The 20,738-nt window shown below is 70.9% G+C and carries 19 protein-coding genes; 1 reads left to right on the top strand and 18 read right to left on the bottom strand.

The window, feature by feature from the left end; translation table 11 throughout:
* Positions 1-408 precede the first annotated feature (408 nt).
* The 14 genes from GRC12_RS25625 to pyrR form a co-directional block, all read right to left on the bottom strand.
* Positions 409-2,559, bottom strand: a complete 2,151-nt coding sequence (locus GRC12_RS25625; RefSeq protein WP_208781706.1) for a primosomal protein N' — start codon at positions 2,557-2,559, stop codon at positions 409-411.
* A 91-nt stretch (positions 2,560-2,650) separates the two neighbouring features.
* The gene (gene metK / locus GRC12_RS25620; RefSeq protein ID WP_208781705.1) at positions 2,651-3,859 is read right to left on the bottom strand and encodes a methionine adenosyltransferase; all 1,209 of its coding nucleotides are present in this window, start codon (positions 3,857-3,859) and stop codon (positions 2,651-2,653) included.
* Positions 3,860-4,099: 240 nt separating this feature from the next.
* Positions 4,100-5,302 (bottom strand): bifunctional phosphopantothenoylcysteine decarboxylase/phosphopantothenate--cysteine ligase CoaBC, encoded by a 1,203-nt coding sequence (gene coaBC / locus GRC12_RS25615; protein ID WP_208781704.1) that lies wholly within the window; start codon positions 5,300-5,302, stop codon positions 4,100-4,102.
* Positions 5,303-5,437: 135 nt separating this feature from the next.
* Positions 5,438-5,710 (bottom strand): DNA-directed RNA polymerase subunit omega, encoded by a 273-nt coding sequence (gene rpoZ / locus GRC12_RS25610; protein WP_003988945.1) that lies wholly within the window; start codon positions 5,708-5,710, stop codon positions 5,438-5,440.
* Between the two features lie 65 nt (positions 5,711-5,775).
* Complete coding sequence (gmk, locus tag GRC12_RS25605; protein WP_208781703.1) at positions 5,776-6,369, bottom strand: guanylate kinase; 594 nt, start codon at positions 6,367-6,369, stop codon at positions 5,776-5,778.
* A gap of 60 nt (positions 6,370-6,429) precedes the next feature.
* Complete coding sequence (locus GRC12_RS25600; protein WP_003977346.1) at positions 6,430-6,753, bottom strand: integration host factor; 324 nt, start codon at positions 6,751-6,753, stop codon at positions 6,430-6,432.
* A 288-nt stretch (positions 6,754-7,041) separates the two neighbouring features.
* The gene (gene pyrF, locus GRC12_RS25595) at positions 7,042-7,887 is read right to left on the bottom strand and encodes an orotidine-5'-phosphate decarboxylase (RefSeq protein WP_208781702.1); all 846 of its coding nucleotides are present in this window, start codon (positions 7,885-7,887) and stop codon (positions 7,042-7,044) included.
* The gene (locus tag GRC12_RS25590) at positions 7,884-8,990 is read right to left on the bottom strand and encodes a quinone-dependent dihydroorotate dehydrogenase (protein ID WP_208781701.1); all 1,107 of its coding nucleotides are present in this window, start codon (positions 8,988-8,990) and stop codon (positions 7,884-7,886) included. The genes pyrF and GRC12_RS25590 overlap by 4 nt, the downstream gene beginning before the upstream one ends.
* A 70-nt stretch (positions 8,991-9,060) precedes the next feature.
* Complete coding sequence (carB, locus tag GRC12_RS25585) at positions 9,061-12,369, bottom strand: carbamoyl-phosphate synthase large subunit (protein WP_208781700.1); 3,309 nt, start codon at positions 12,367-12,369, stop codon at positions 9,061-9,063.
* The gene (carA, locus tag GRC12_RS25580) at positions 12,362-13,504 is read right to left on the bottom strand and encodes a glutamine-hydrolyzing carbamoyl-phosphate synthase small subunit (RefSeq protein ID WP_208781699.1); all 1,143 of its coding nucleotides are present in this window, start codon (positions 13,502-13,504) and stop codon (positions 12,362-12,364) included. The genes carB and carA overlap by 8 nt, the downstream gene beginning before the upstream one ends.
* Positions 13,501-14,073, bottom strand: a complete 573-nt coding sequence (locus GRC12_RS25575; protein ID WP_208781698.1) for a PH-like domain-containing protein — start codon at positions 14,071-14,073, stop codon at positions 13,501-13,503. Before GRC12_RS25575 ends, carA begins: the two co-directional genes overlap by 4 nt.
* A complete protein-coding gene (locus GRC12_RS25570) occupies positions 14,070-15,356 on the bottom strand; it encodes a dihydroorotase (RefSeq protein WP_208781697.1) in 1,287 nt (428 codons plus the stop codon). Before GRC12_RS25570 ends, GRC12_RS25575 begins: the two co-directional genes overlap by 4 nt.
* A gap of 5 nt (positions 15,357-15,361) precedes the next feature.
* Entirely contained in the window at positions 15,362-16,339 is a 978-nt protein-coding gene (locus tag GRC12_RS25565; RefSeq protein ID WP_208781696.1) for an aspartate carbamoyltransferase catalytic subunit, read from the bottom strand.
* An 84-nt stretch (positions 16,340-16,423) separates the two neighbouring features.
* A complete protein-coding gene (pyrR, locus tag GRC12_RS25560; protein ID WP_133044859.1) occupies positions 16,424-16,999 on the bottom strand; it encodes a bifunctional pyr operon transcriptional regulator/uracil phosphoribosyltransferase PyrR in 576 nt (191 codons plus the stop codon).
* Between the two features lie 254 nt (positions 17,000-17,253).
* Here pyrR and bldD point away from each other — a divergent pair, with 254 nt between their 5' ends.
* Positions 17,254-17,757 (top strand): transcriptional regulator BldD, encoded by a 504-nt coding sequence (gene bldD, locus GRC12_RS25555; RefSeq protein ID WP_030166512.1) that lies wholly within the window; start codon positions 17,254-17,256, stop codon positions 17,755-17,757.
* Between the two features lie 163 nt (positions 17,758-17,920).
* On the opposite strand, the gene nusB is transcribed toward bldD, so the two are convergent.
* The 4 genes from nusB to GRC12_RS25535 all read right to left on the bottom strand — a co-directional run.
* A complete protein-coding gene (nusB, locus tag GRC12_RS25550; protein ID WP_208781695.1) occupies positions 17,921-18,355 on the bottom strand; it encodes a transcription antitermination factor NusB in 435 nt (144 codons plus the stop codon).
* Positions 18,356-18,357: 2 nt separating this feature from the next.
* Positions 18,358-18,924 (bottom strand): elongation factor P, encoded by a 567-nt coding sequence (gene efp, locus GRC12_RS25545; protein ID WP_208781694.1) that lies wholly within the window; start codon positions 18,922-18,924, stop codon positions 18,358-18,360.
* A 52-nt stretch (positions 18,925-18,976) separates the two neighbouring features.
* Positions 18,977-20,074: an aminopeptidase P family protein gene (locus GRC12_RS25540; protein WP_208781693.1), complete on the bottom strand. Its 1,098-nt coding sequence runs from the start codon at positions 20,072-20,074 to the stop codon at positions 18,977-18,979.
* Between the two features lie 102 nt (positions 20,075-20,176).
* The coding region (locus GRC12_RS25535) for an AAA family ATPase (RefSeq protein WP_208781692.1) at positions 20,177-20,738 on the bottom strand (562 nt) is incomplete at its 5' end.

Here is a 20,738-nt window from a genome sequence, read left to right as displayed (position 1 = left end):
GGGTCCGCCTGCGGACCAGGGGGCACCGTGCACGAGGTATCGGGGCTGCCTGTCGGCCACCGGTCACGCCAGCCGCCTGGCGGCCTCCGGCCACCCCCTCACCCGGTATCGGGGCTGCCTGTCGGCCACCGCCCACCCCGCACGAGACACCGAGCCCGCCTGCCACCAGTCACCCCGGCACGAGACACCGAACCCGCCTGCCAGCCACCGATCACCAGTCACCCCTGCACGAGACACTGAGTCCGCCTGGGGAACCACCAGTCACCCGGGCACGAGACACCGAATCCGCCTGGCGACCAGCGGCCACCCCGCACGAGACACCGGGTCCGCCTGGCGAACCGCCAGTCACCCCGGCACGAGACACCGAATCCGCCTGACGACTACCAGCCACCCGTCCTCCCGAGCCGATCAGCCGATGTCCGGTGGATCGATCCGTACCCGGACCAGCGGCTCTCCGGCCCCCCGGGCCATCCGCGCCGCCTGGGCGGCCTTCAGCGCCGAGGCGAGCGCGGCGCCGCTTCCCTGTGGTACCCGTACCAGCGCCCGCTCCCAGTGCTCCCCGGGTGGCGGCGCGCCGGGTCGTCGGGGGCGCCCGGACGGCGTGACCGGGATCGGGACCGGGCCCAGCACCTGGGCCTCGCCCGGCAGTTCCACCGTGCGCAGGAACTCCGCGACGGCTTCCGGCGTCCCCGAGACGGAGGCCATCCGCGACACCGGCGGGAAGCCCAGCTCGGCCCGCTCGCCGAGCTCCCGCACCGCGTGACCGACGGGGTCCCACCGCACCAGCGCCTGCACGGGCCGCAGGGTCGGCTCGGCGACCGCGACGACCGTGCCCCCGGCACCCTGCGGCCGCACCAGCGCGGCGGCCGCGATCCAGCGCCGCAGCGCGTCCTCGCCGGCCCGCAGATCGGGCCGCCCCAGCATGGCCCAGCCGTCCAGGAGCAGCGCCGCCGCGTATCCGCCCTCGGCGACGGGCTCGGCGCCGGGTGTGCTCACCACCAGCGCGGGCACGCCCGGCACGGTGTCCAGCACCTGCTCACGCCCCGAGGTCCGCACCGGTACGGCGGGGAAGGCGCGCCCCAGCTCCTCGGCCGTCCGCCGGGCGCCCACGACCTGGGCCCGCAGCCGGAAGCCGCCGCACTCCGGGCAGTGCCAGCCGCTCTCCTCGCGCCCGCACCACCCGCACCGCAGCGATCCGCCGTCCTGCCCCTCCAACGGTCCCGAGCAGTGCCGGCAGCGGGCGGGCGCCCGGCAGTTGGCGCACGCCATCCGCGGCACGTATCCCCGCCGGGGCACCTGCACGAGCACCGGGCCCTGCCGCAGGCCGTCCCTGACGACCTGCCAGGCGAGGGTGGGCAACCGGGCCGCACGGGCCGCCTCGTCTCGTGCGAGATCCCCGTCCCCCACGGTCCGCACGAGCGGCGCGGCCGCCCTGACCTGATCCCGCGGGGCGACGAGCGGCCGCGCCCAGCCGCTCTCGACGAGCTGCGCGGCCTCCACGGTGCAGCTCCAACCGCCCAGCAGGAAAGCGCACTTGTCCTGGGCGGCCCGCAGCAGCAGCACTTCGCGGGCATGCGGCTGCGGTGCGTGCGGCTCGCTGTGGCTGTCGTCCCCGTCGTCCCAGATGGCGACGAGACCGAGGTCCTGGACGGGCGCGAACATGGCCGCGCGCGTCCCCACGACGGCCCTCACGGCGCCCCTGCGCACGGCCAGCCACTCCCGGTACCGCTTCTCGGGCCCGGCGTCGGCGGTGAGCACGGCATGCCGCCCCTCCCCGAGCTGGGACGTCAGCGCCGCGTCGACCCGGGCGACCGCCCGTCCGTCCGGCAGCACGACCAGCGCCCCGCGCCCTGAGGCCAGCGTGGCCGCCACGGCCCGGGCGATCTCCTCGCTCCACTCGGGCCCGGGCAGCGCGTTCCACACGGCGCGCGGAGCCCCGCCCGACGCCAGCGCCTCCAGAAACGCGGCGCCCCGCTCGTACCGTGCCCAGGTCCCCGCCTCCGGCCTCCCCGGCGGCGGCAACGGCTCCGGCGACGGCCGCTGCTCGGCCCGCGCGCTGCGCGGCGGCACGGCGAGCTGCAGCACATCGGCGAGGCTGCCCGCATAGCGATCGGCGACGGCCCGCGCGAGCCCGAGCAACTCCTCGCTCAGCACCCGCTCGGGCGACACGACCTGGGCCAGCGCGGCCAGCGGCCCGGAGTAGTCGGACTCGGCCAGCCGCTCGACGAGGAACCCGTCGATCAGCCCGCCGCCCTCGCGCCGCCCCTCCCGCACCCGGTGCCGCCCGGCCCCGAACCGCACCCGCACCCGCACCCCGGGCTGCGCGTCCGCGTCCAGCTCCTCGGGCACGGCGTAGTCGAAGTACCGGTCGAGATGCAGCACGCCCTTGTCCACCAGCACCCGCGCGACCGGCAGCTCCTTGGCCAACGCGGCCCCCCGCCACGTCCGCGGCTTCGCCCGGGGCACGTCCGCCTTGCGCACGGTCTCCCGGATGAGCGCAAGCTGCTCGGCCGGAGCGCCTTCCGCCCCGCCGCCCGACCGCCCGTTCTCGCTGCTCACCCTTGCATTCTTACCAAACCGCACTGACACCGGGACACGAACGAGGCCCGGCCCCCCGAAGGGAACCGGGCCTCGTGCGGTCCGGTGTGGCCTACAGGCCCGCGGCCTTGCGCAGGGCGTCCACGCGGTCGGTCTTCTCCCAGGTGAAGTCCGGGAGTTCGCGACCGAAGTGGCCGTAGGCGGCGGTCTGCGAGTAGATCGGGCGCAGCAGGTCGAGGTCGCGGATGATCGCGGCCGGGCGCAGGTCGAAGACCTCGTCGATGGCCTTCTCGATCTTCTCGTGGTCGATCTTGGCCGTGCCGAAGGTCTCCACGAACAGACCCACCGGCTCGGCCTTGCCGATCGCGTACGCCACCTGCACCTCGCAGCGCGAGGCGAGACCCGCGGCCACGACGTTCTTCGCCACCCAGCGCATCGCGTACGCCGCCGAGCGGTCGACCTTGGACGGGTCCTTGCCGGAGAAGGCGCCGCCGCCGTGGCGGGCCATGCCGCCGTACGTGTCGATGATGATCTTCCGGCCGGTCAGGCCCGCGTCGCCCATCGGGCCGCCGATCTCGAAGCGGCCGGTCGGGTTGACCAGCAGACGGTAGTTCTCCGTGTCGAGCTTGATGCCCTCGTCGAGCAGCGCCTTCAGCTCCGGCTCCACGACGAACTCGCGGACGTCGGGGGCGAGGAGGGAGTCCAGGTCGATGTCGCTCGCGTGCTGCGAGGAGACGACCACCGTGTCGAGGCGGACGGCCTTGTCGCCGTCGTACTCGATGGTGACCTGCGTCTTGCCGTCGGGGCGCAGGTAGGGGATGGTGCCGTTCTTGCGGACCTCGGACAGGCGCTTGGCCAGCCGGTGCGCCAGGAAGATCGGCAGCGGCATCAGAGTGGGCGTCTCGTCGGACGCGTACCCGAACATCAGGCCCTGGTCACCGGCGCCCTGACGGTCCAGCTCGTCCTCGTCGCCCTCGACCCGGGACTCGTACGCCGTGTCGACGCCCTGGGCGATGTCCGGCGACTGCGCGCCGATCGACACCGAGACACCACAGGAGGCGCCGTCGAAGCCCTTCTTGGAGGAGTCGTAACCGATCTCGAGGATCTTGTTGCGGACGAGGGTCGCGATGTCCGCGTAGGTCTTGGTGGTGACCTCGCCGGCCACGTGCACCAGGCCGGTGGTGATCAGCGTCTCGACGGCGACCCGGGAGGTCGGGTCCTCCTTGAGCAGTGCGTCGAGAATGGTGTCGCTGATCTGGTCAGCGATCTTGTCGGGGTGACCCTCGGTCACGGACTCCGAGGTGAACAGGCGACGGGACACAACGCTCCCTGGGGTTGCAGCGGCTGCTGGCTGATCATGGGCGGACGGGCTCGGGGGCTGCGCCCGGCTCCGTCCGAGAACAGTTTATCGGTCGTACTCGGCCAAGGGCCTCCCTGTCTCGCCTCTCGGGAGGGCCGTGACCTGCGGCACGGGCATTCTGCACAATGCACCGGCGCCTTGACCAGGGTCGCCACGCCCGTGTGGCAGAGGTTTGAGGGGACCGAGAAGCGAATGAAACATTCACGTGAGGCGCTCCGCCACCAGGTCCCAGACGATTTCGGCCAGATGTTCCTTCGGGCCGTGGGGTACGGGCGTCTCGCTGCCGTCGGCGCCCAGCACCACCGCCTCGTTCTCCTCGGAGCCGAAGGTCTTGCGTTCCCCCACCTCGTTGACGACGAGCAGGTCGCAGCCCTTGCGCGCGAGCTTGGCCCGCCCGTTGGCGAGGACGTCGTCGGTCTCGGCGGCGAAGCCGACGACGAGCTGTCCGGGCCGGGCGCGGTCGGCGGAGATCTCCGCGAGAATGTCCGGATTCCGTACGAGGACGATGGGATCGGGGTCGCGGTCGTCCTTCTTCTTGATCTTCCCGGTCGCATAGGTCTCCGGCCGGAAGTCGGCGACCGCGGCGGCCATGACGACCGCGTCGGCATCCGCCGCGGCCTTCAGCACCGCCTCGCGCAGCTGTACGGCGGTGCCCACAGCGACGACGTCGACGCCCGCAGGGTCGGGCAGGCCGGTGTTGGCGGCGATCAGGGTGACCCGGGCACCGCGGGCGGCGGCGGTGCGGGCGAGGGCGTAGCCCTGCTTGCCGGAGGAGCGGTTGCCGAGGAAGCGCACGGGGTCGAGCGGCTCGCGGGTGCCGCCGGCGCTGACGACGACGTGCCGGCCGGCGAGGTCGGGCTCCGTCACGCCCCGCGCGAGGACGCGGCGGCAGACCTCGAAGATCTCGACGGGATCGGGGAGCCTGCCCTTGCCGGTGTCGACACCGGTGAGACGGCCGACGGCGGGCTCGATGACGACGGCGCCGCGGCGGCGCAGCGTGGCCACGTTCTCCTGGGTGGCCGGGTGCTCCCACATCTCGGTGTGCATCGCGGGTGCGAAGACGACCGGGCAGCGGGCGGTCAGGAGCGTGTTGGTGAGCAGGTCGTCCGCCAGGCCGTGAGCGGCCCTGGCCAGCGTGTCCGCGGTCGCGGGGGCGACGACGACCAGATCGGCGTGCTGTCCGATACGGACGTGCGGGACCTCGTGGACGTCGTCCCAGACCTCGGTGGAGACGGGGTTGCCGGAGAGGGCGGACCAGGTGGCGGCGCCGACGAAGTGCAGCGCGGAGGCGGTGGGCACGACGCGGACGTCGTGGCCCGACTCGGTGAACCTGCGCAGCAGCTCACAGGCCTTGTATGCGGCGATGCCGCCGCTGACCCCCAGCACGACCTTGGGCTTGTCCACCGTCTCTCCCCGGCTCGGCAACGTACGGGTCCATGCTGCATCACAGCGGGGGACGACCCCCGCACCCCCCGCAGACCACAGGCCCGACAGTCGCGCTGCCGGGCCTGTGGAAAAGCCAACTGCAATGTGAAAGTACTACTGCGCGGGGCCCTCGACGGCCTCGGACGTCAGCAGACCCGCGTTGATCTCGCGCAGGGCGATCGAGAGCGGCTTCTCGTGCACGTGGGTGTCGACGAGCGGACCGACGTACTCGAGGAGGCCCTCGCCGAGCTGCGAGTAGTACGCGTTGATCTGGCGGGCACGCTTGGCCGCGTAGATCACGAGGCTGTACTTCGAGTCGGTGGCCTCGAGGAGCTCGTCGATCGGCGGGTTGATGATGCCCTCGGGCGCGGAGATGGAAGAGGACACGCTCTACCTTCCGATGGATGGGAAAGAATCAGTGCGGATGATCACACCTGAACGGTCAGGCACGATCACACGACATCCATCAAGGCTAGCAGCTCGCGCGCCACGTCCTCGACGGAGGTGTTGACCAAGGTCATGTCGAACTCCGGCTCGGCCGCCAGTTCGACCTTCGCCGCGTCGAGGCGACGCTCGATCACCTCGGGCGGCTCGGTGCCACGTCCCGTGAGCCTGCGTACGAGCTCCTCCCAGGAGGGAGGAGCCAGGAACACCAGCTGGGCGTCAGCCATCGACTCCCGGACCTGCCGGGCCCCCTGGAGGTCGATCTCCAGCAGGACGGGCTCGCCCGCCTCCAGGCGCTCCAGCACGGCCGTACGCGGCGTGCCGTAGCGGTTGCCGGCGAACTCCGCCCACTCCAGCAGCTCACCGTTGGCGATCAGCTTGTCCATCTCCTCGTCGGTGACGAAGAAGTAGTGGACTCCGTGCCTCTCGCCCGGGCGGGGTCTGCGGGTCGTCGCCGACACCGAGAGCCAGACCTCGGGGTGTTCCTTGCGCATGTGGGCGACGACCGTGCTCTTGCCGACCCCGGAGGGGCCGGAGAGCACGGTCAGCCGCGGACGTACGTCCGGGGGCTCGGGGGTCGTCCCCCGGAATGTTGCAGCCATGCAGCGATTATTCCAGCAATCCCGGAGTGCCCGGGACTCCCGGTCCGGAGGTTCCGAACCTCAGGAGCCGGTGCTGCCGAACTCACGCTCCAGGGAAGCGATCTGGTTGGAACCGAGACCGCGCACACGGCGGCTCTCGGAGATGCCGAGTCGCTCCATGATCTGCTTGGCGCGGACCTTACCCACGCCCGGCAGGGACTCGAGCAGCGCGGAGACCTTCATCTTGCCGATGACGTCGTTCTCCTGGCCCTGCTTGATGACCTCGTGCAGGGAGGCGCCGGAGTGCTTGAGTCGATTCTTGACCTCGGCCCGCTCCCGGCGAGCCGCGGCGGCCTTTTCGAGCGCGGCTGCGCGCTGTTCAGGGGTAAGGGGCGGAAGAGCCACGCCTACGTCACCTCGGATGTCGAACTGTCGGATACGGACCGGTGAGGAACCTAGTCGCCCCACACCTGGGGAGCCACGAGCAACACGCTCGCCCGGTGACTCTCGTCGGAGACTAGCGGCCAACTCCGCCAGAGTCAGCGAGAACAGCGGAAAAGTCCTGGTCAGCCTCCGCCAGGCCGGACATTTAGGACATAATGCCCCGGATTTGAGGATGTATTCAGACTCAAGCGGGCTTCGAACCACTCATCGGAGGACTCGATCGAGCGGCTCGAACACCTCTGACGGTGGTCAGGAGGCCGTCACAGCGGTCCGGATCTCGTCCGCGAAACGGTCCGAGACGGAACGCAGCGCGGCGACGTCCGGGCCGTGCCGCAGCACACCCCGGCTGACGTTCGGGACGACGTTGCGGACGGCCGCCCCGAACACACCGGGAAGATCGGCTGCCGTCGCCCCCTGCGCGCCGACGCCGGGCGCGAGGAGCGGGCCGTTGATGGCCAGGTCGTACGACGACAGGTCACCCAGCGTGGCGCCGACGACCGCTCCGAAGGACCCCAGGGGCTCCTCCCCGGTGTTCTCGGCCGCCAGGTGGCCCAGCATCGTCGCTCCGACGTTCCGGCCGTCCGCCCGGAAAGCGTGCTGCACCTCGCCGCCCTCCGGGTTGGAGGTCAGGGCGAGCACGAACAGCCCCGAGCCGCTCTCGCGCGCGAGGGCGATCGCCGGCGAGAGCGAGCCGTAGCCGAGGTAGGGCGAGACGGTCAGCGCGTCCGAGAACAGCGGGGAGTCCTTGCGCAGGAAGGCCTCGGCGTACGCGGCCATGGTGGAGCCGATGTCGCCGCGCTTGGCGTCCATCAGGACGAGCGCGCCCGCCGCCCGGGCCTCCTCCACGGTCCTCTCCAGCACGGCGACGCCCCGGGACCCGAACCGCTCGAAGAACGCGCTCTGCGGCTTGACGACGGCGACCCGGTCGGCCAGCGCCTCCACGACCGTGCGGCTGAACCGCTCCAGGCCCGCCACGTCGTCGTTCAGGCCCCACTCGGTGAGCAGGGAGGCGTGCGGGTCGATGCCGACGCACAGCGGCCCGCGCTCGTCCATGGCGTGGCGCAGCCGGGCGCCGAAGGGCTCGTACGAGGTCATACCGTCTTCCTCACATCGGCGCCGACCGCGTCGGCGAGGGTGGCGTAGGGGCTCGTGCGCAGGCGCGCGACGAGTCCCTTGTGGACGGCCCGGCTCCAGAAGGGCCCCTCGTAGACGAACGCGCTGTAGCCCTGCACGAGGGTGGCGCCGGCGAGGATGCGCTGCCAGGCGTCCTCGGCGTTCTCGATGCCGCCGACGCCCACCAGGGTGATGCGGTCGCCCACGCGCGCGTAGAGGCGGCGCAGCACTTCCAGGGAGCGCGCCTTCAGGGGGGCGCCGGACAGGCCGCCGGTCTCCTTCACGAGGGTGGGTTCGGAGGTCAGACCGAGGCCCTCGCGCGCGATGGTGGTGTTGGTGGCGATGATCCCGTCCAGGCCGAGCTCGACGGCCAGGTCGGCTACGGCGTCGACGTCCTCGTCCGCCAGGTCCGGGGCGATCTTCACCAGGAGCGGCACGCGGCGGCTGCGCACCACCCGGTCCGCGGCCTCGCGGACGGCGCTCAGCAGGGGCCGCAGCGCCTCGGTGGCCTGCAGGTTGCGCAGGCCGGGCGTGTTCGGCGACGAGACGTTCACGACCAGGTAGTCGGCGTACGGCGCCAGCCGCTCGGCCGACTTCACGTAGTCGCCGGTCGCCTCCGCCTCCGGGACCACCTTGGTCTTGCCGATGTTGACGCCCACGACGGTCCTGAAGACCGGCTCACGGGCCGCCAGACGGGCCGCCACGGCCAGCGAGCCCTCGTTGTTGAAGCCCATGCGGTTGATGAGCGCCCGGTCCTTCACGAGCCGGAACAGCCGCTTCCTGGGGTTGCCCGGCTGGGCCTCCCCCGTCACGGTGCCGATCTCGACGTGGTCGAAACCGAGCATCGACATGCCGTCGACGGCGACGGCGTTCTTGTCGAAGCCGGCGGCGAGCCCGAAGGGACCGTGCATGCGCAGCCCGAAGGCCTCGGTGCGCAGCTCCTTGTAGCGGGGGGCCAGGGCGGCGGCGACGAAGGTGCGCAGCACGGGAACGCGGACGGCGAGGCGGATCCAGCGGAAGGCCAGGTGATGGGCCTGCTCCGGGTCCATCCGTGTGAAAACCAGACGGAAGAAAAGCTTGTACATCTCAGGCGTGTCCTCGGATGGGTCCTCATACAGAGGGGGACACCGTTTCCGGTGTCCCCCTCGTCGGCTGCTAGTCGCGGGCGGCGGTCAGGTGCTCCGCGTGTTCCTGGAGCGAACGGACGCCCACGTCACCGTGGTTGAGGGCGTCGATGCCCTGGACGGCGGCGGCGAGCGCCTGGACCGTCGTCAGGCACGGGACCGACCGCGCCACGGCCGCCGTACGGATCTCGTAGCCGTCGAGGCGGCCGCCGGTGCCGTACGGGGTGTTGACGATGAGGTCGACCTCGCCGTCGTGGATGAGCTGGACGATGGTCTTCTCGCCGTTCGGCCCGGTGCCCTCGAACTGCTTGCGCACGACCGTGGCCTTGATGCCGTTGCGCTTGAGGACCTCTGCCGTGCCCGAGGTGGCGAGCAGTTCGAAGCCGTGCGCCACCAGCTCGCGCGCCGGGAAGATCATCGAGCGCTTGTCGCGGTTGGCCACCGAGATGAACGCGCGGCCCTTGGTGGGCAGCGGGCCGTAGGCGCCGGCCTGCGACTTGGCGTACGCCGTGCCGAAGACCGAGTCGATGCCCATGACCTCACCGGTGGAGCGCATCTCCGGGCCGAGGACGGTGTCGACGCCACGCCCCTGGATGTCGCGGAAGCGCGACCAGGGCATGACGGCCTCCTTGACGGAGATCGGCGCGTCCAGCGGGAGCTCGCCGCCGTCGCCGGAGGCGGGGAGCAGACCCTCCGCCCGCAGCTCGGCGACGGTCGCGCCCAGGGAGATACGCGCGGCGGCCTTGGCGAGCGGCACGGCGGTCGCCTTGGAGGTGAAGGGGACCGTGCGGGACGCGCGCGGGTTGGCCTCCAGGACGTACAGGATGTCGCCGGCCAGCGCGAACTGGATGTTGATCAGGCCGCGCACGCCGACCCCGCGGGCGATGGCCTCCGTCGAGGCCCGCAGCCGCTTGATGTCGAAGCCGCCCAGCGTGATCGGCGGCAGCGCGCAGGCCGAGTCGCCGGAGTGGATGCCGGCCTCCTCGATGTGCTCCATGACACCGCCGAGGTAGAGCTCCTCGCCGTCGTACAGCGCGTCGACGTCGATCTCGATGGCGTCGTCGAGGAAGCGGTCGACCAGGACCGGCCGGGAGGGGCTGATCTCGGTCGACTCGGCGATGTAGGTCGCGAGCCGGGTCTCGTCGTAGACGATCTCCATGCCGCGCCCGCCGAGGACGTACGACGGCCGCACGAGGACCGGGTAGCCGATCTCGTCGGCGATGGCCTTGGCCTCGGCGAACGTGGTGGCGGTGCCGTGCTTGGGGGCCGGCAGGCCCGCCTCGGCGAGCACGCGCCCGAAGGCGCCGCGGTCCTCGGCGGCGTGGATCGCCTCCGGGGACGTGCCGACGATCGGCACGCCGTTGTCCTTGAGGGCCTGCGAGAGGCCGAGCGGGGTCTGGCCGCCCAGCTGGACGACGACGCCGGCCACCGGACCGGCCTGCTGCTCGGCGTGGACGATCTCCAGCACGTCCTCGAGCGTCAGCGGCTCGAAGTACAGGCGGTCGGAGGTGTCGTAGTCCGTGGAGACGGTCTCCGGGTTGCAGTTGACCATCACGGTCTCGTACCCGGCGTCGCTCAGCGCGAAGGAGGCGTGGACGCAGGAGTAGTCGAACTCGATGCCCTGGCCGATGCGGTTCGGACCGGAGCCCAGGATGATCACGGCCGGCTTCTCGCGCGGCGCGACCTCCGTCTCCTCGTCGTAGGAGGAGTAGAAGTACGGCGTCTTCGCAGCGAACTCGGCGGCGCAGGTGTCGACCGTCTTGTAGACCGGGCGGATGCGCAGCGCGTGCCGCACCTCGCGCACGACGTCCTCGCGCAGGCCCCGGATCTCGCCGATCTGCTGGTCGGAGAAACCGTGCCGCTTGGCCTCGGCCAGCAGGTCGGGTGTGAGCTCCACGGCCTCGGCCAGCTCGTCGGCGATCTCCTTGATCAGGAAGAGCTGGTCGACGAACCAGGGGTCGATCTTCGTGTACTCGAAGACCTCCTCGGGCGTGGCGCCCGCGCGGATGGCCTGCATGACGGTGTTGATCCGGCCGTCGGTCGGGCGGACAGCCGCCTGCAGCAGTTGTGCCTTGTCGCCGGGCTCGCCGACGAAGGTGAACTGGCTGCCCTTCTTCTCCAGCGAGCGCAGCGCCTTCTGGAAGGCCTCGGGGAAGTTCCGGCCGATGGCCATGGCCTCGCCGACCGACTTCATGGTGGTGGTCAGGGTGGAGTCGGCCTGCGGGAACTTCTCGAAGGCGAACCGCGGGGCCTTGACGACCACGTAGTCGAGCGTGGGCTCGAAGGAGGCCGGGGTCTCCTGGGTGATGTCGTTCGGGATCTCGTCGAGGGTGTAGCCGACGGCGAGCTTGGCGGCGATCTTGGCGATCGGGAAGCCGGTCGCCTTGGAGGCGAGGGCCGAGGAGCGCGACACGCGCGGGTTCATCTCGATGACGATCACGCGACCGTCCTCGGGGTTGACCGCGAACTGGATGTTGCAGCCGCCGGTGTCGACGCCGACCTCGCGGATCACGGCGATGCCGATGTCCCGCAGGATCTGGTACTCGCGGTCGGTGAGCGTCATCGCGGGCGCGACGGTGATGGAGTCGCCGGTGTGCACGCCCATCGGGTCGAAGTTCTCGATGGAGCAGACGACCACGACGTTGTCGTGCTTGTCGCGCATCAGCTCCAGCTCGTACTCCTTCCAGCCGAGGATGGACTCCTCCAGGAGCACCTCGGTGGTCGGCGAGAGGGTGAGGCCCTGGCCGGCGATGCGGCGCAGCTCCTCCTCGTCGTGCGCGAAGCCGGAGCCGGCGCCGCCCATGGTGAAGGACGGGCGGACGACCACCGGGTAGCCGCCGAGGGTGTCGACGCCCGCGAGGACGTCGTCCATGGAGTGGCAGATGACCGAGCGGGCGGACTCGCCGTGCCCGGTCTTCTGGCGGACGGCCTCGACGACCAGCTTGAACTGGTCGCGGTCCTCGCCCTTGTGGATCGCCTCGACGTTGGCGCCGATCAGCTCGACGCCGTACTTGGCCAGGACGCCGTTCTCGTCGAGCGAGATGGCCGTGTTGAGGGCCGTCTGGCCGCCCAGCGTGGGCAGGAGGGCGTCGGGCCGCTCCTTGGCGATGATCTTCTCCACGAACTCCGGGGTGATCGGCTCGACGTAGGTGGCGTCGGCGATCTCCGGGTCGGTCATGATCGTCGCCGGGTTGGAGTTCACCAGGACGACCCGCAGGCCCTCGGCCTTCAGGACGCGGCAGGCCTGGGTGCCGGAGTAGTCGAACTCGGCGGCCTGGCCGATGACGATCGGGCCGGAGCCGATGACCAGGACGGACTGGATATCGGTGCGCTTAGGCACGCTGGCCCTCCATCAGGGTTACGAAGCGGTCGAACAGGTAGGCGGCGTCGTGCGGGCCGGCGGCCGCTTCGGGGTGGTACTGGACGCTGAAGGCGGGCTGGTCGAGCAGTTGCAGGCCCTCGACGACGTCGTCGTTGAGGCAGACGTGGGAGACCTCGGCGCGCCCGAACTTCGTTTCGCTGACCTTGTCGAGCGGCGCGTCCACGGCGAAGCCGTGGTTGTGCGCGGTGACCTCGACCTTGCCGGTCGTACGGTCCTGCACGGGCTGGTTGATGCCGCGGTGGCCGTACTTCAGCTTGTAGGTGCCGAAGCCGAGGGCGCGGCCCAGGATCTGGTTGCCGAAGCAGATGCCGAACAACGGCGTCCTCCGCTCCAGGACGGCGGTCATCAGCTCGACCGGCCCGTCGGCGGTGGCCGGGTCGCCGGGGCCGTTGGAGAAGAACACGCCGTCGGGGTTGACGGCGTAGACCTCGTCGGCGGTGGCCGTGGCGGGCAGGACGTGCACCTCGATACCGCGCTCGGCCATGCGGTGCGGGGTCATGCCCTTGATGCCGAGGTCGATCGCGGCGACGGTGAACTTCTTCTCGCCGACCGCCGGGACGACGTAGGCCTCCTTGGTGGCGACCTCCTCGTACAGCGAGGCGCCCTTCATGTGGGGCTGGGCCTGCACGCGCGCGAGGAGCTCGTCCTCGGCGGCGATCGCGTCCCCCGAGAAGATCCCGGCGCGCATGGAGCCTCGTTCGCGCAGATGGCGGGTGAGGGCGCGGGTGTCGATGCCGCTGATGCCCACGATGCCCTGCGCGAGAAGTTCGTCGTCCAGGGAGCGCTTGGCGCGCCAGTTGGACGGCACGCGCGCGGGGTCGCGGACGACGTAGCCGGAGACCCAGATCCGCTTGGACTCGTCGTCCTCGTCGTTCCAGCCGGTGTTGCCGATCTGCGGGGCGGTCGCGACGACGATCTGGCGGTCGTACGACGGGTCGGTGAGGGTCTCCTGGTAGCCGGTCATGCCGGTCGAGAAGACCGCCTCGCCGAAGGTCACCCCCACGGCCCCGTAGGCGCGGCCGCGGAAGGTCCGGCCGTCCTCCAGGACGAGTACGGCGGGAACCCGGGTGGCTCCCCTGGTGGAGGTTGTCATCGTGCGCCTTCCGTCTTGTTGATCATCTGGTTCAGGGTGTCGACCCACTCGGTGTGCTCGGCCGCGTGGTCGGAGCGGAACCCGGAGTCGATCAGCCTCTCGCCGTGCGCCCACGTCACCACGAGCAGCCCGCCCTCGGTCAGCACCTTGCCGGCGATGCCCTTGTCGAGCCGGGCCTCGCGCAGCTGCGCCAGCGGGACGAAGAAGTCGCTCGCGCCGGGGCGTACGACGTCCAGTCCCGCGTCCGTCAGGGTGAGCTCGACCCGGCTGCGGGTACCGAGGCCGTGCGCCACGATGCGGTCGAGCCACTGACCGGCGGTCGTGGAGCCGTGGTAGCGGCCACTCATCGTCAGTCTCGCCTCGCCGGGCTCCTCCGGCGACGCGGGCAGTTCGGGGATGTCTCCCTGGAGCGTGCCGCGCCATTTCCAGCCCTCGCGCATGAGCCAGTAGACGAGCGCGACGAAGAGGGCGAGGCCGACCAGCCAGCCGACCCGCGCGGCCCAGTCGGTGACCTCGGCCGACTTCTTCTCGGCGGCGAGTGAGGCGGCGAGCAGGGTTACTGGTGTCACGTGAGCTTCCCGTCGACGAGCGTGGCCTTGCCCCGGAGCCACGTGTGCGTCACACGGCCCGGCAGCTCACGCCCCTCGTACGGGGTGTTCCGGCTGCGCGAGGCGAAGCCCGCGGGGTCCACCGACCCACGGTATGCCGTGTCGACGAGCGTGAGGTTGGCGGGCTCACCAGCCGAGACGGGACGCCCGTGTCCCTTCGCCCGCCCGATCCGCGCGGGCTCGAAGGACATGCGCTCGGCGACCCCGGCCCAGTCCAGCAGGCCCGTCTCCACCATGGTCTCCTGCACCACTGACAACGCGGTCTCCAGGCCCACCATCCCCATGGCGGCCGCGGCCCACTCGCAGTCCTTGTCCTCGTGCGGGTGCGGGGCGTGGTCGGTGGCGACGATGTCGATCGTGCCGTCGGCGAGCGCCTCGCGCAGGGCCAGCACGTCGCGCTCGGTGCGCAGCGGCGGGTTGACCTTGTAGACCGGGTTGTAGGTGCGCACCAGCTCGTCCGTGAGGAGCAGATGGTGCGGGGTGACCTCGGCGGTGACGTCGATGCCGCGGGACTTGGCCCAGCGGACGATCTCGACCGAGCCCGCGGTCGACAGGTGGCAGATGTGCACGCGGGAGCCGACGTGCTCGGCGAGCAGGACGTCCCGGGCGATGATCGATTCCTCGGCCACCGCCGGCCAGCCCCCGAGCCCCAGCTCGGCGGAGACGATCCCCTCGTTCATCTGGGCGCCCTCGGTCAGCCGCGGCTCCTGCGCGTGCTGGGCGACGACCCCGCCGAAGGCCTTCACGTACTCCAGGGCACGCCGCATGATCACCGCGTCGTCGACGCACTTGCCGTCGTCCGAGAAGACGGTGACGCCGGCGGCCGACTCGTGCATGGCGCCCAGCTCGGCGAGCTTCCTGCCCTCCAGGCCGACGGTCACGGCGCCGATGGGCTGTACGTCGCAGTAGCCGTGCTCCTGTCCCAGCCGGTAGACCTGCTCGACGACACCGGCGGTGTCGGCGACCGGGAAGGTGTTGGCCATGGCGAAGACGGCCGTGTATCCGCCGCTCGCGGCCGCCCGCGTACCGGTCAGCACGGTCTCGGAGTCCTCGCGTCCCGGCTCGCGCAGATGCGTGTGCAGGTCGACGAGGCCGGGCAGCAGCACCTTGCCGTCGGCCTCGACGACCTCCGCCCCCTCGGCCGACAGCCCGCTGCCGACCGCCTCGATGACGGCGCCGTCGATCAGGACGTCCTGCGCCTCGCCGCCGAGCACCTTCGCGCCACGGATCAGGATCTTGCTCATCTGTCTTACTTCTCCTCGATACGGGCGTGGGTGACGGCGGGCTCGGCGCCGCCGAGCAACAGGTACAGGACGGCCATCCGGATGGAGACTCCGTTTGCGACCTGCTCGACGACGGTGCAGCGCTCGGAGTCCGCCACCTCGGCGGTGATCTCCATGCCGCGGACCATCGGACCGGGGTGCATCACGATGGCGTGCTCGGGCATCCGCGCCATGCGGTCGCCGTCGAGGCCGTAGCGCCGCGAGTACTCGCGCTCGGTCGGGAAGAAGGCCGCGTTCATGCGCTCGCGCTGGACCCGCAGCATCATCACCGCGTCCGACTTGGTGAGCGTGGAGTCGAGGTCGTACGACACCTCGCAGGGCCAGGTCTCGACGCCGACCGGCACCAGGGTGGGCGGGGCGACCAGGGTGACCTCGGCGCCGAGCGTGTGCAGCAGGTCGACGTTGGAGCGGGCGACCCGGCTGTGCAGGACGTCGCCGACGATGGTGATGCGCCGCCCTGACAGGTCCTGCCCGAGCCCGGCGTCCCGGCCGACGAGCCGACGGCGCATCGTGAACGCGTCCAGCAGGGCCTGGGTGGGATGTTGGTGGGTGCCGTCGCCGGCGTTGATGACGGCGGCGTCGATCCAGCCGGAGTTGGCCAGGCGGTAGGGGGCGCCGGAGGCGCCGTGCCGGATGACCACGGCGTCGACGCCCATGGCCTCCAGGGTCTGGGCCGTGTCCTTGAGCGACTCGCCCTTGGAGACGCTCGAGCCCTTGGCGGAGAAGTTGATGACGTCCGCCGAGAGGCGCTTCTCGGCGGCTTCGAAGGAGATACGCGTGCGCGTGGAGTCCTCGAAGAAGAGGTTGACGATCGTACGGCCGCGCAGGGTCGGCAGTTTCTTGATCGGCCGGTCCGCGACCCGGGCCATCTCCTCGGCGGTGTCGAGGATCAGGACGGCGTCGTCGCGGGTGAGGTCGGCGGCCGAGATGAGATGACGCTGCATCTGTCAGGCTCCGTAAGGCAGTTCAGGATTCGGGAGATTCCGGGCAGACCAGGGCACACCGAAAGGAGGCATGCCAAGCGGCCGCTACTGGGTCTGCTTCGCGCCGAGCAGCACGGTGTCGCGACCGTCCTCCTCGGCGAGCTGGACCTTGACCGTCTCCCGCAGCGACGTGGGGAGGTTCTTGCCGACGTAGTCGGCGCGGATGGGCAGTTCGCGGTGGCCCCGGTCGACCAGGACCGCCAGCTGCACCGCGCGCGGGCGCCCGACGTCGTTCAGGGCGTCGAGGGCGGCTCTGACGGTCCGGCCGGAGAAGAGCACGTCGTCGACGAGGACGACCAGCTTGCCGTCGATGCCGTCACCGGGGATCTCGGTGCGGGCCAGCGCACGCGGCGGATGCATGCGCAGGTCGTCGCGGTACATGGTGATGTCGAGCGAACCGCACGGGATCTTGCGGTCGGTGATCTCCTCGAGCTTGGCGGCGAGCCGCTGGGCGAGGAAGACGCCTCGGGTCGGAATCCCGAGGAGCACCACGTCGTCGGCGCCCTTGGCGCGCTCGACGATCTCGTGGGCGATGCGGGTCAGTACCCGCGCGATGTCAGGGCCTTCGAGCACGGGCCGGGCATCGGACGCCGGAATCCCGGACGTGTCCTGCGTGTCCATACGAAACGGACCTCCTTCTCCGCCTCACGGGACGGACCTTAAAGGACGTCGGATTTGCGCCATCAACGGTAGCAGGCCTCCACGACACGCCTGATCACCCCCCTGGCCCAATCGGCCACCGCCACCACGGAAGAGTCGGGGTGGACCATTCGGCTTGACGCAGAAGAATCACGCTGCGTAACCTCACAGTGAGTTACCAGACGCGCGGCCGCGGAACCTCCGCAGCCGCGTCGACACAGTGTCCGGGGAGCTATATGTCCAGCGAATACGCCAAACAGCTCGGGGCCAAGCTCCGGGCCATCCGCACCCAGCAGGGCCTTTCCCTCCACGGTGTCGAGGAGAAGAGCCAGGGACGCTGGAAGGCGGTCGTGGTCGGTTCGTACGAGCGCGGTGACCGCGCGGTGACCGTACAGCGTCTTGCCGAACTGGCGGATTTCTATGGCGTCCCCGTTCAGGAGCTGCTGCCGGGCACCACGCCGGGCGGCGCGGCCGAGCCCCCGCCGAAGCTGGTCCTCGACCTGGAGCGGCTGGCCACCGTGCCGGCCGAGAAGGCGGGCCCCCTGCAGCGCTACGCGGCCACGATCCAGTCGCAGCGCGGTGACTACAACGGCAAGGTGCTCTCGATCCGCCAGGACGACCTGCGCACACTCGCCGTCATCTACGACCAGTCGCCCTCGGTCCTCACCGAGCAGCTGATCAGCTGGGGCGTGCTGGACGCCGACGCGCGTCGCGCGGTGGCCTCCCACGAGGAGGGCTGAGCCGCAGGCTCCTCAGCAGAAACGTGCCGCCGGGGTGGCCGGGACCTCAGGGTTCCGGCCACCCCGGCGGCTTTCTCAGCCTCCCCCGGGCCGCTTCGGCCCCGGAACGCCAGGGGGCCCGCAGCAGTCACGCTGCGGGCCCCCTGGCGATGCCGTAGCTCTGTCACGCCTCTTCGCGGCGCAGCGAGGGTTTGAGCTCCTTGAGCCGGCCCAGCAGGCCGTTGACGAACGCCGGTGACTCGTCCGTGGAGAACTCCTTGGCGAGCTGCACCATCTCGTCGAGGACCACGGCGTCCGGGACCTCGTCGACCCAGATCAGCTCGTAGGCGCCCAGGCGCAGGATGTTGCGGTCCACGACCGGCATGCGGTCCAGCGTCCAGCCGACCGAGTACTGCGCGATCAGCTCGTCGATCCGCTTCGCCTGCTTGGCGTAGCCCTCGACCAGCTGCATCGTGTACTCGCTCACCGGCGGCTGCCGGGGGTCGTCCCGGGAGAGCCGGATCCAGTCCGCGAGGACCGTCAGGACGTCGGCTCCGCGCTGGTCGCCCTCGAAGAGGATCTGGAAGGCGCGCTTGCGGGCCGTGTTGCGGGCAGCCACGGTTAGCTGTTCACCCGGCCGAGGTAGTCGCTGGTACGGGTGTCGACCTTGATCTTCTCACCGGTGGTGATGAAGAGCGGGACCTGGATCTGGTGGCCGGTCTCCAGGGTGGCGGGCTTGGTGCCGCCGGTGGAGCGGTCGCCCTGCAGGCCCGGCTCGGTCTCCTGGACGACGAGCTCGACGGCGGCCGGCAGCTCGACGAAGAGCACCTCGCCCTCGTGCTGCGCGACGGTGGCGGTGAAGCCCTCGACGAGGAAGTTGGCGGCGTCGCCGACGGCCTTGCGGTCGACCATCAGCTGGTCGTAGGTCTCCATGTCCATGAAGACGAAGTACTCGCCGTCCATGTACGAGAACTGCATGTCGCGCTTGTCGACAGTGGCCGTCTCGACCTTGACGCCGGCGTTGAAGGTCTTGTCGACGACCTTGCCCGAGAGCACGTTCTTGAGCTTGGTGCGCACGAATGCCGGGCCCTTGCCGGGCTTGACGTGCTGGAACTCGACGACGGACCAGAGCTGGCCGCCTTCGAGCTTGAGCACAAGGCCGTTCTTGAGGTCGTTCGTGGAAGCCACGGTTGCGGAATCTCCTGGACTGACGTGGACGACCCCGGCGCACGCACCTTGCCTATAGTGCGAGCAGCTCCTTGGTCGTGATGGTGAGTAGCTCGGGTCCGCCGTCCGCCTCGGGGCGGACGACGAGCGTGTCATCGATCCGGACGCCGCCCCGGCCCGGGAGGTGGACCCCCGGTTCGACGGTGACCGGCACGCAAGCGTCCAGTTTACCCATGGCTGAAGGGGCCAGCTGCGGGTCCTCGTCGATTTCGAGTCCGACACCGTGGCCGATCAGCGGGGGCAGGCCCTGGGTGTACCCCGCGGAGTCCAGCACCTGCCGGGCCGCCCGGTCCACGTCACGGAGGGCGGCTCCCGGCGCCAGCGCCTCGCGTCCGGCGCGCTGAGCGGCGAAGACGAGGTCGTAGAGCTGGATCTGCCAGTCGGCGGGAGAGGTACCGATGACGAACGTGCGGCCGATCTCGCAGCGGTAGCCGCGATAGGTCGCCCCGAGGCAGACGGAGAGGAAGTCGCCCTCCTCGACCCGGCGGTCGGTGGGGCGGTGGGCGCGACGGCCGGCGTTGGGGCCGGTGGCGACGGAGGTGGGGAACGCGGGGCCGTCGGCGCCGTGGTCGACGAGACGGCGTTCCAGTTCGAGGGCGAGGTGGCGTTCGGTGCGGCCGACGAGGATGGACTCCAGCAGTTCACCCAGGGCCTGGTCGGCGATCTCGGCGCCGATGCGGAGGCAGGAGATCTCCTCCTCGTCCTTGACGACCCTGAGCTGCTCGACCGCGCAGCCGATGTCCGCGAGGCGGAGCCTCGGTACGACCGAGCGGAGTTCGCGGTGGCGGGCGACGGTGAGGTGGTGTTCCTCCAGGGCGAGGGAGTCGATGCCCTGTGCCTTCGCGAGACCGGCGGCGGCCACCGCAGGATCGCCGGGGCCGGGCAGGGCGTGGAGCCTGAGGTTGTCGTCGGGACGCCCGTCGGTGGAGCGCTCCTCGTAGGGGCGGACCAGGACGTCCTCGCTCCTGCCCAGCAGGAGGACGGCGCCCCGGGGTGCGGGGCCCGCGAGGTAGCGGACGTTGGCGGGGAGGGAGACGATCGCTGCCGCGTTGCCGGCGGCGTTGCACTGCTCCCTTAGCCGGTTTCGGCGGATCGCGTACATCTCTGACATGAGATGAGCGTAGGAGGGGTGGGCGATTTGTGCCGGTTGGGAGGGTGCCGTTCGGGGGACCGGGTGCCGGGGAGAGACGCAGGGCATCCGCTCGTCCCCGGTCTACCAGTTCGGGGGGCTCGCGATCGAGCGGGCCAGGACGTCGTCCAGGACCCGGGCCGTCTGGGGGATGTCCAGCTGGCTGTTGTCGATGATCGGCAGGCCCGAGCCGTACCAGCCCGCCATACGGCCGTGGATGCGGGCCACCTCCTCGTCGGTGAGGCGGCGGTTGCCCGAGCGTTCCGCGTTGCGTTCCAGGACGATCTCGAGGCCGGGCAGGAGGACGACCGGCAGGAGACCGGGACCCACGTGCCGCTTCCAGCCCCCGAGGCCCACCACCGGGCGGTCCGGGAAGACGGCGTCGTCGAGGATGCAGGAGATGCCGTTGGCGAGGAAGTTGCGGGCGGCGAAGCCGCAGGTGCGGCGGGCGAGCCGGTACTGCGCCTCGGAGTTGTCGTTCCAGCCGGACTGGGGGTTGGCGAAGCCGGAGCGGACCCATTCGCGGACGTCGTCGAGGCTGATGTGGGCCGTGGGCACGCGCCGGTGGTCGGCCCAGTACTTGGCGACGCTGGTCTTGCCGGCGCCCGCGGGCCCGATCAGCAGCACGGCGAGCGTCGTGCCGGTG

Origin of the sequence: Streptomyces griseorubiginosus (assembly GCF_017614965.1) — a bacterium.
Lineage (GTDB): Bacteria > Actinomycetota > Actinomycetes > Streptomycetales > Streptomycetaceae > Streptomyces > Streptomyces griseorubiginosus_B.
Note: the sequence above shows the minus strand (reverse complement) of the source record. Positions and strands in the feature narration are given on the sequence as shown.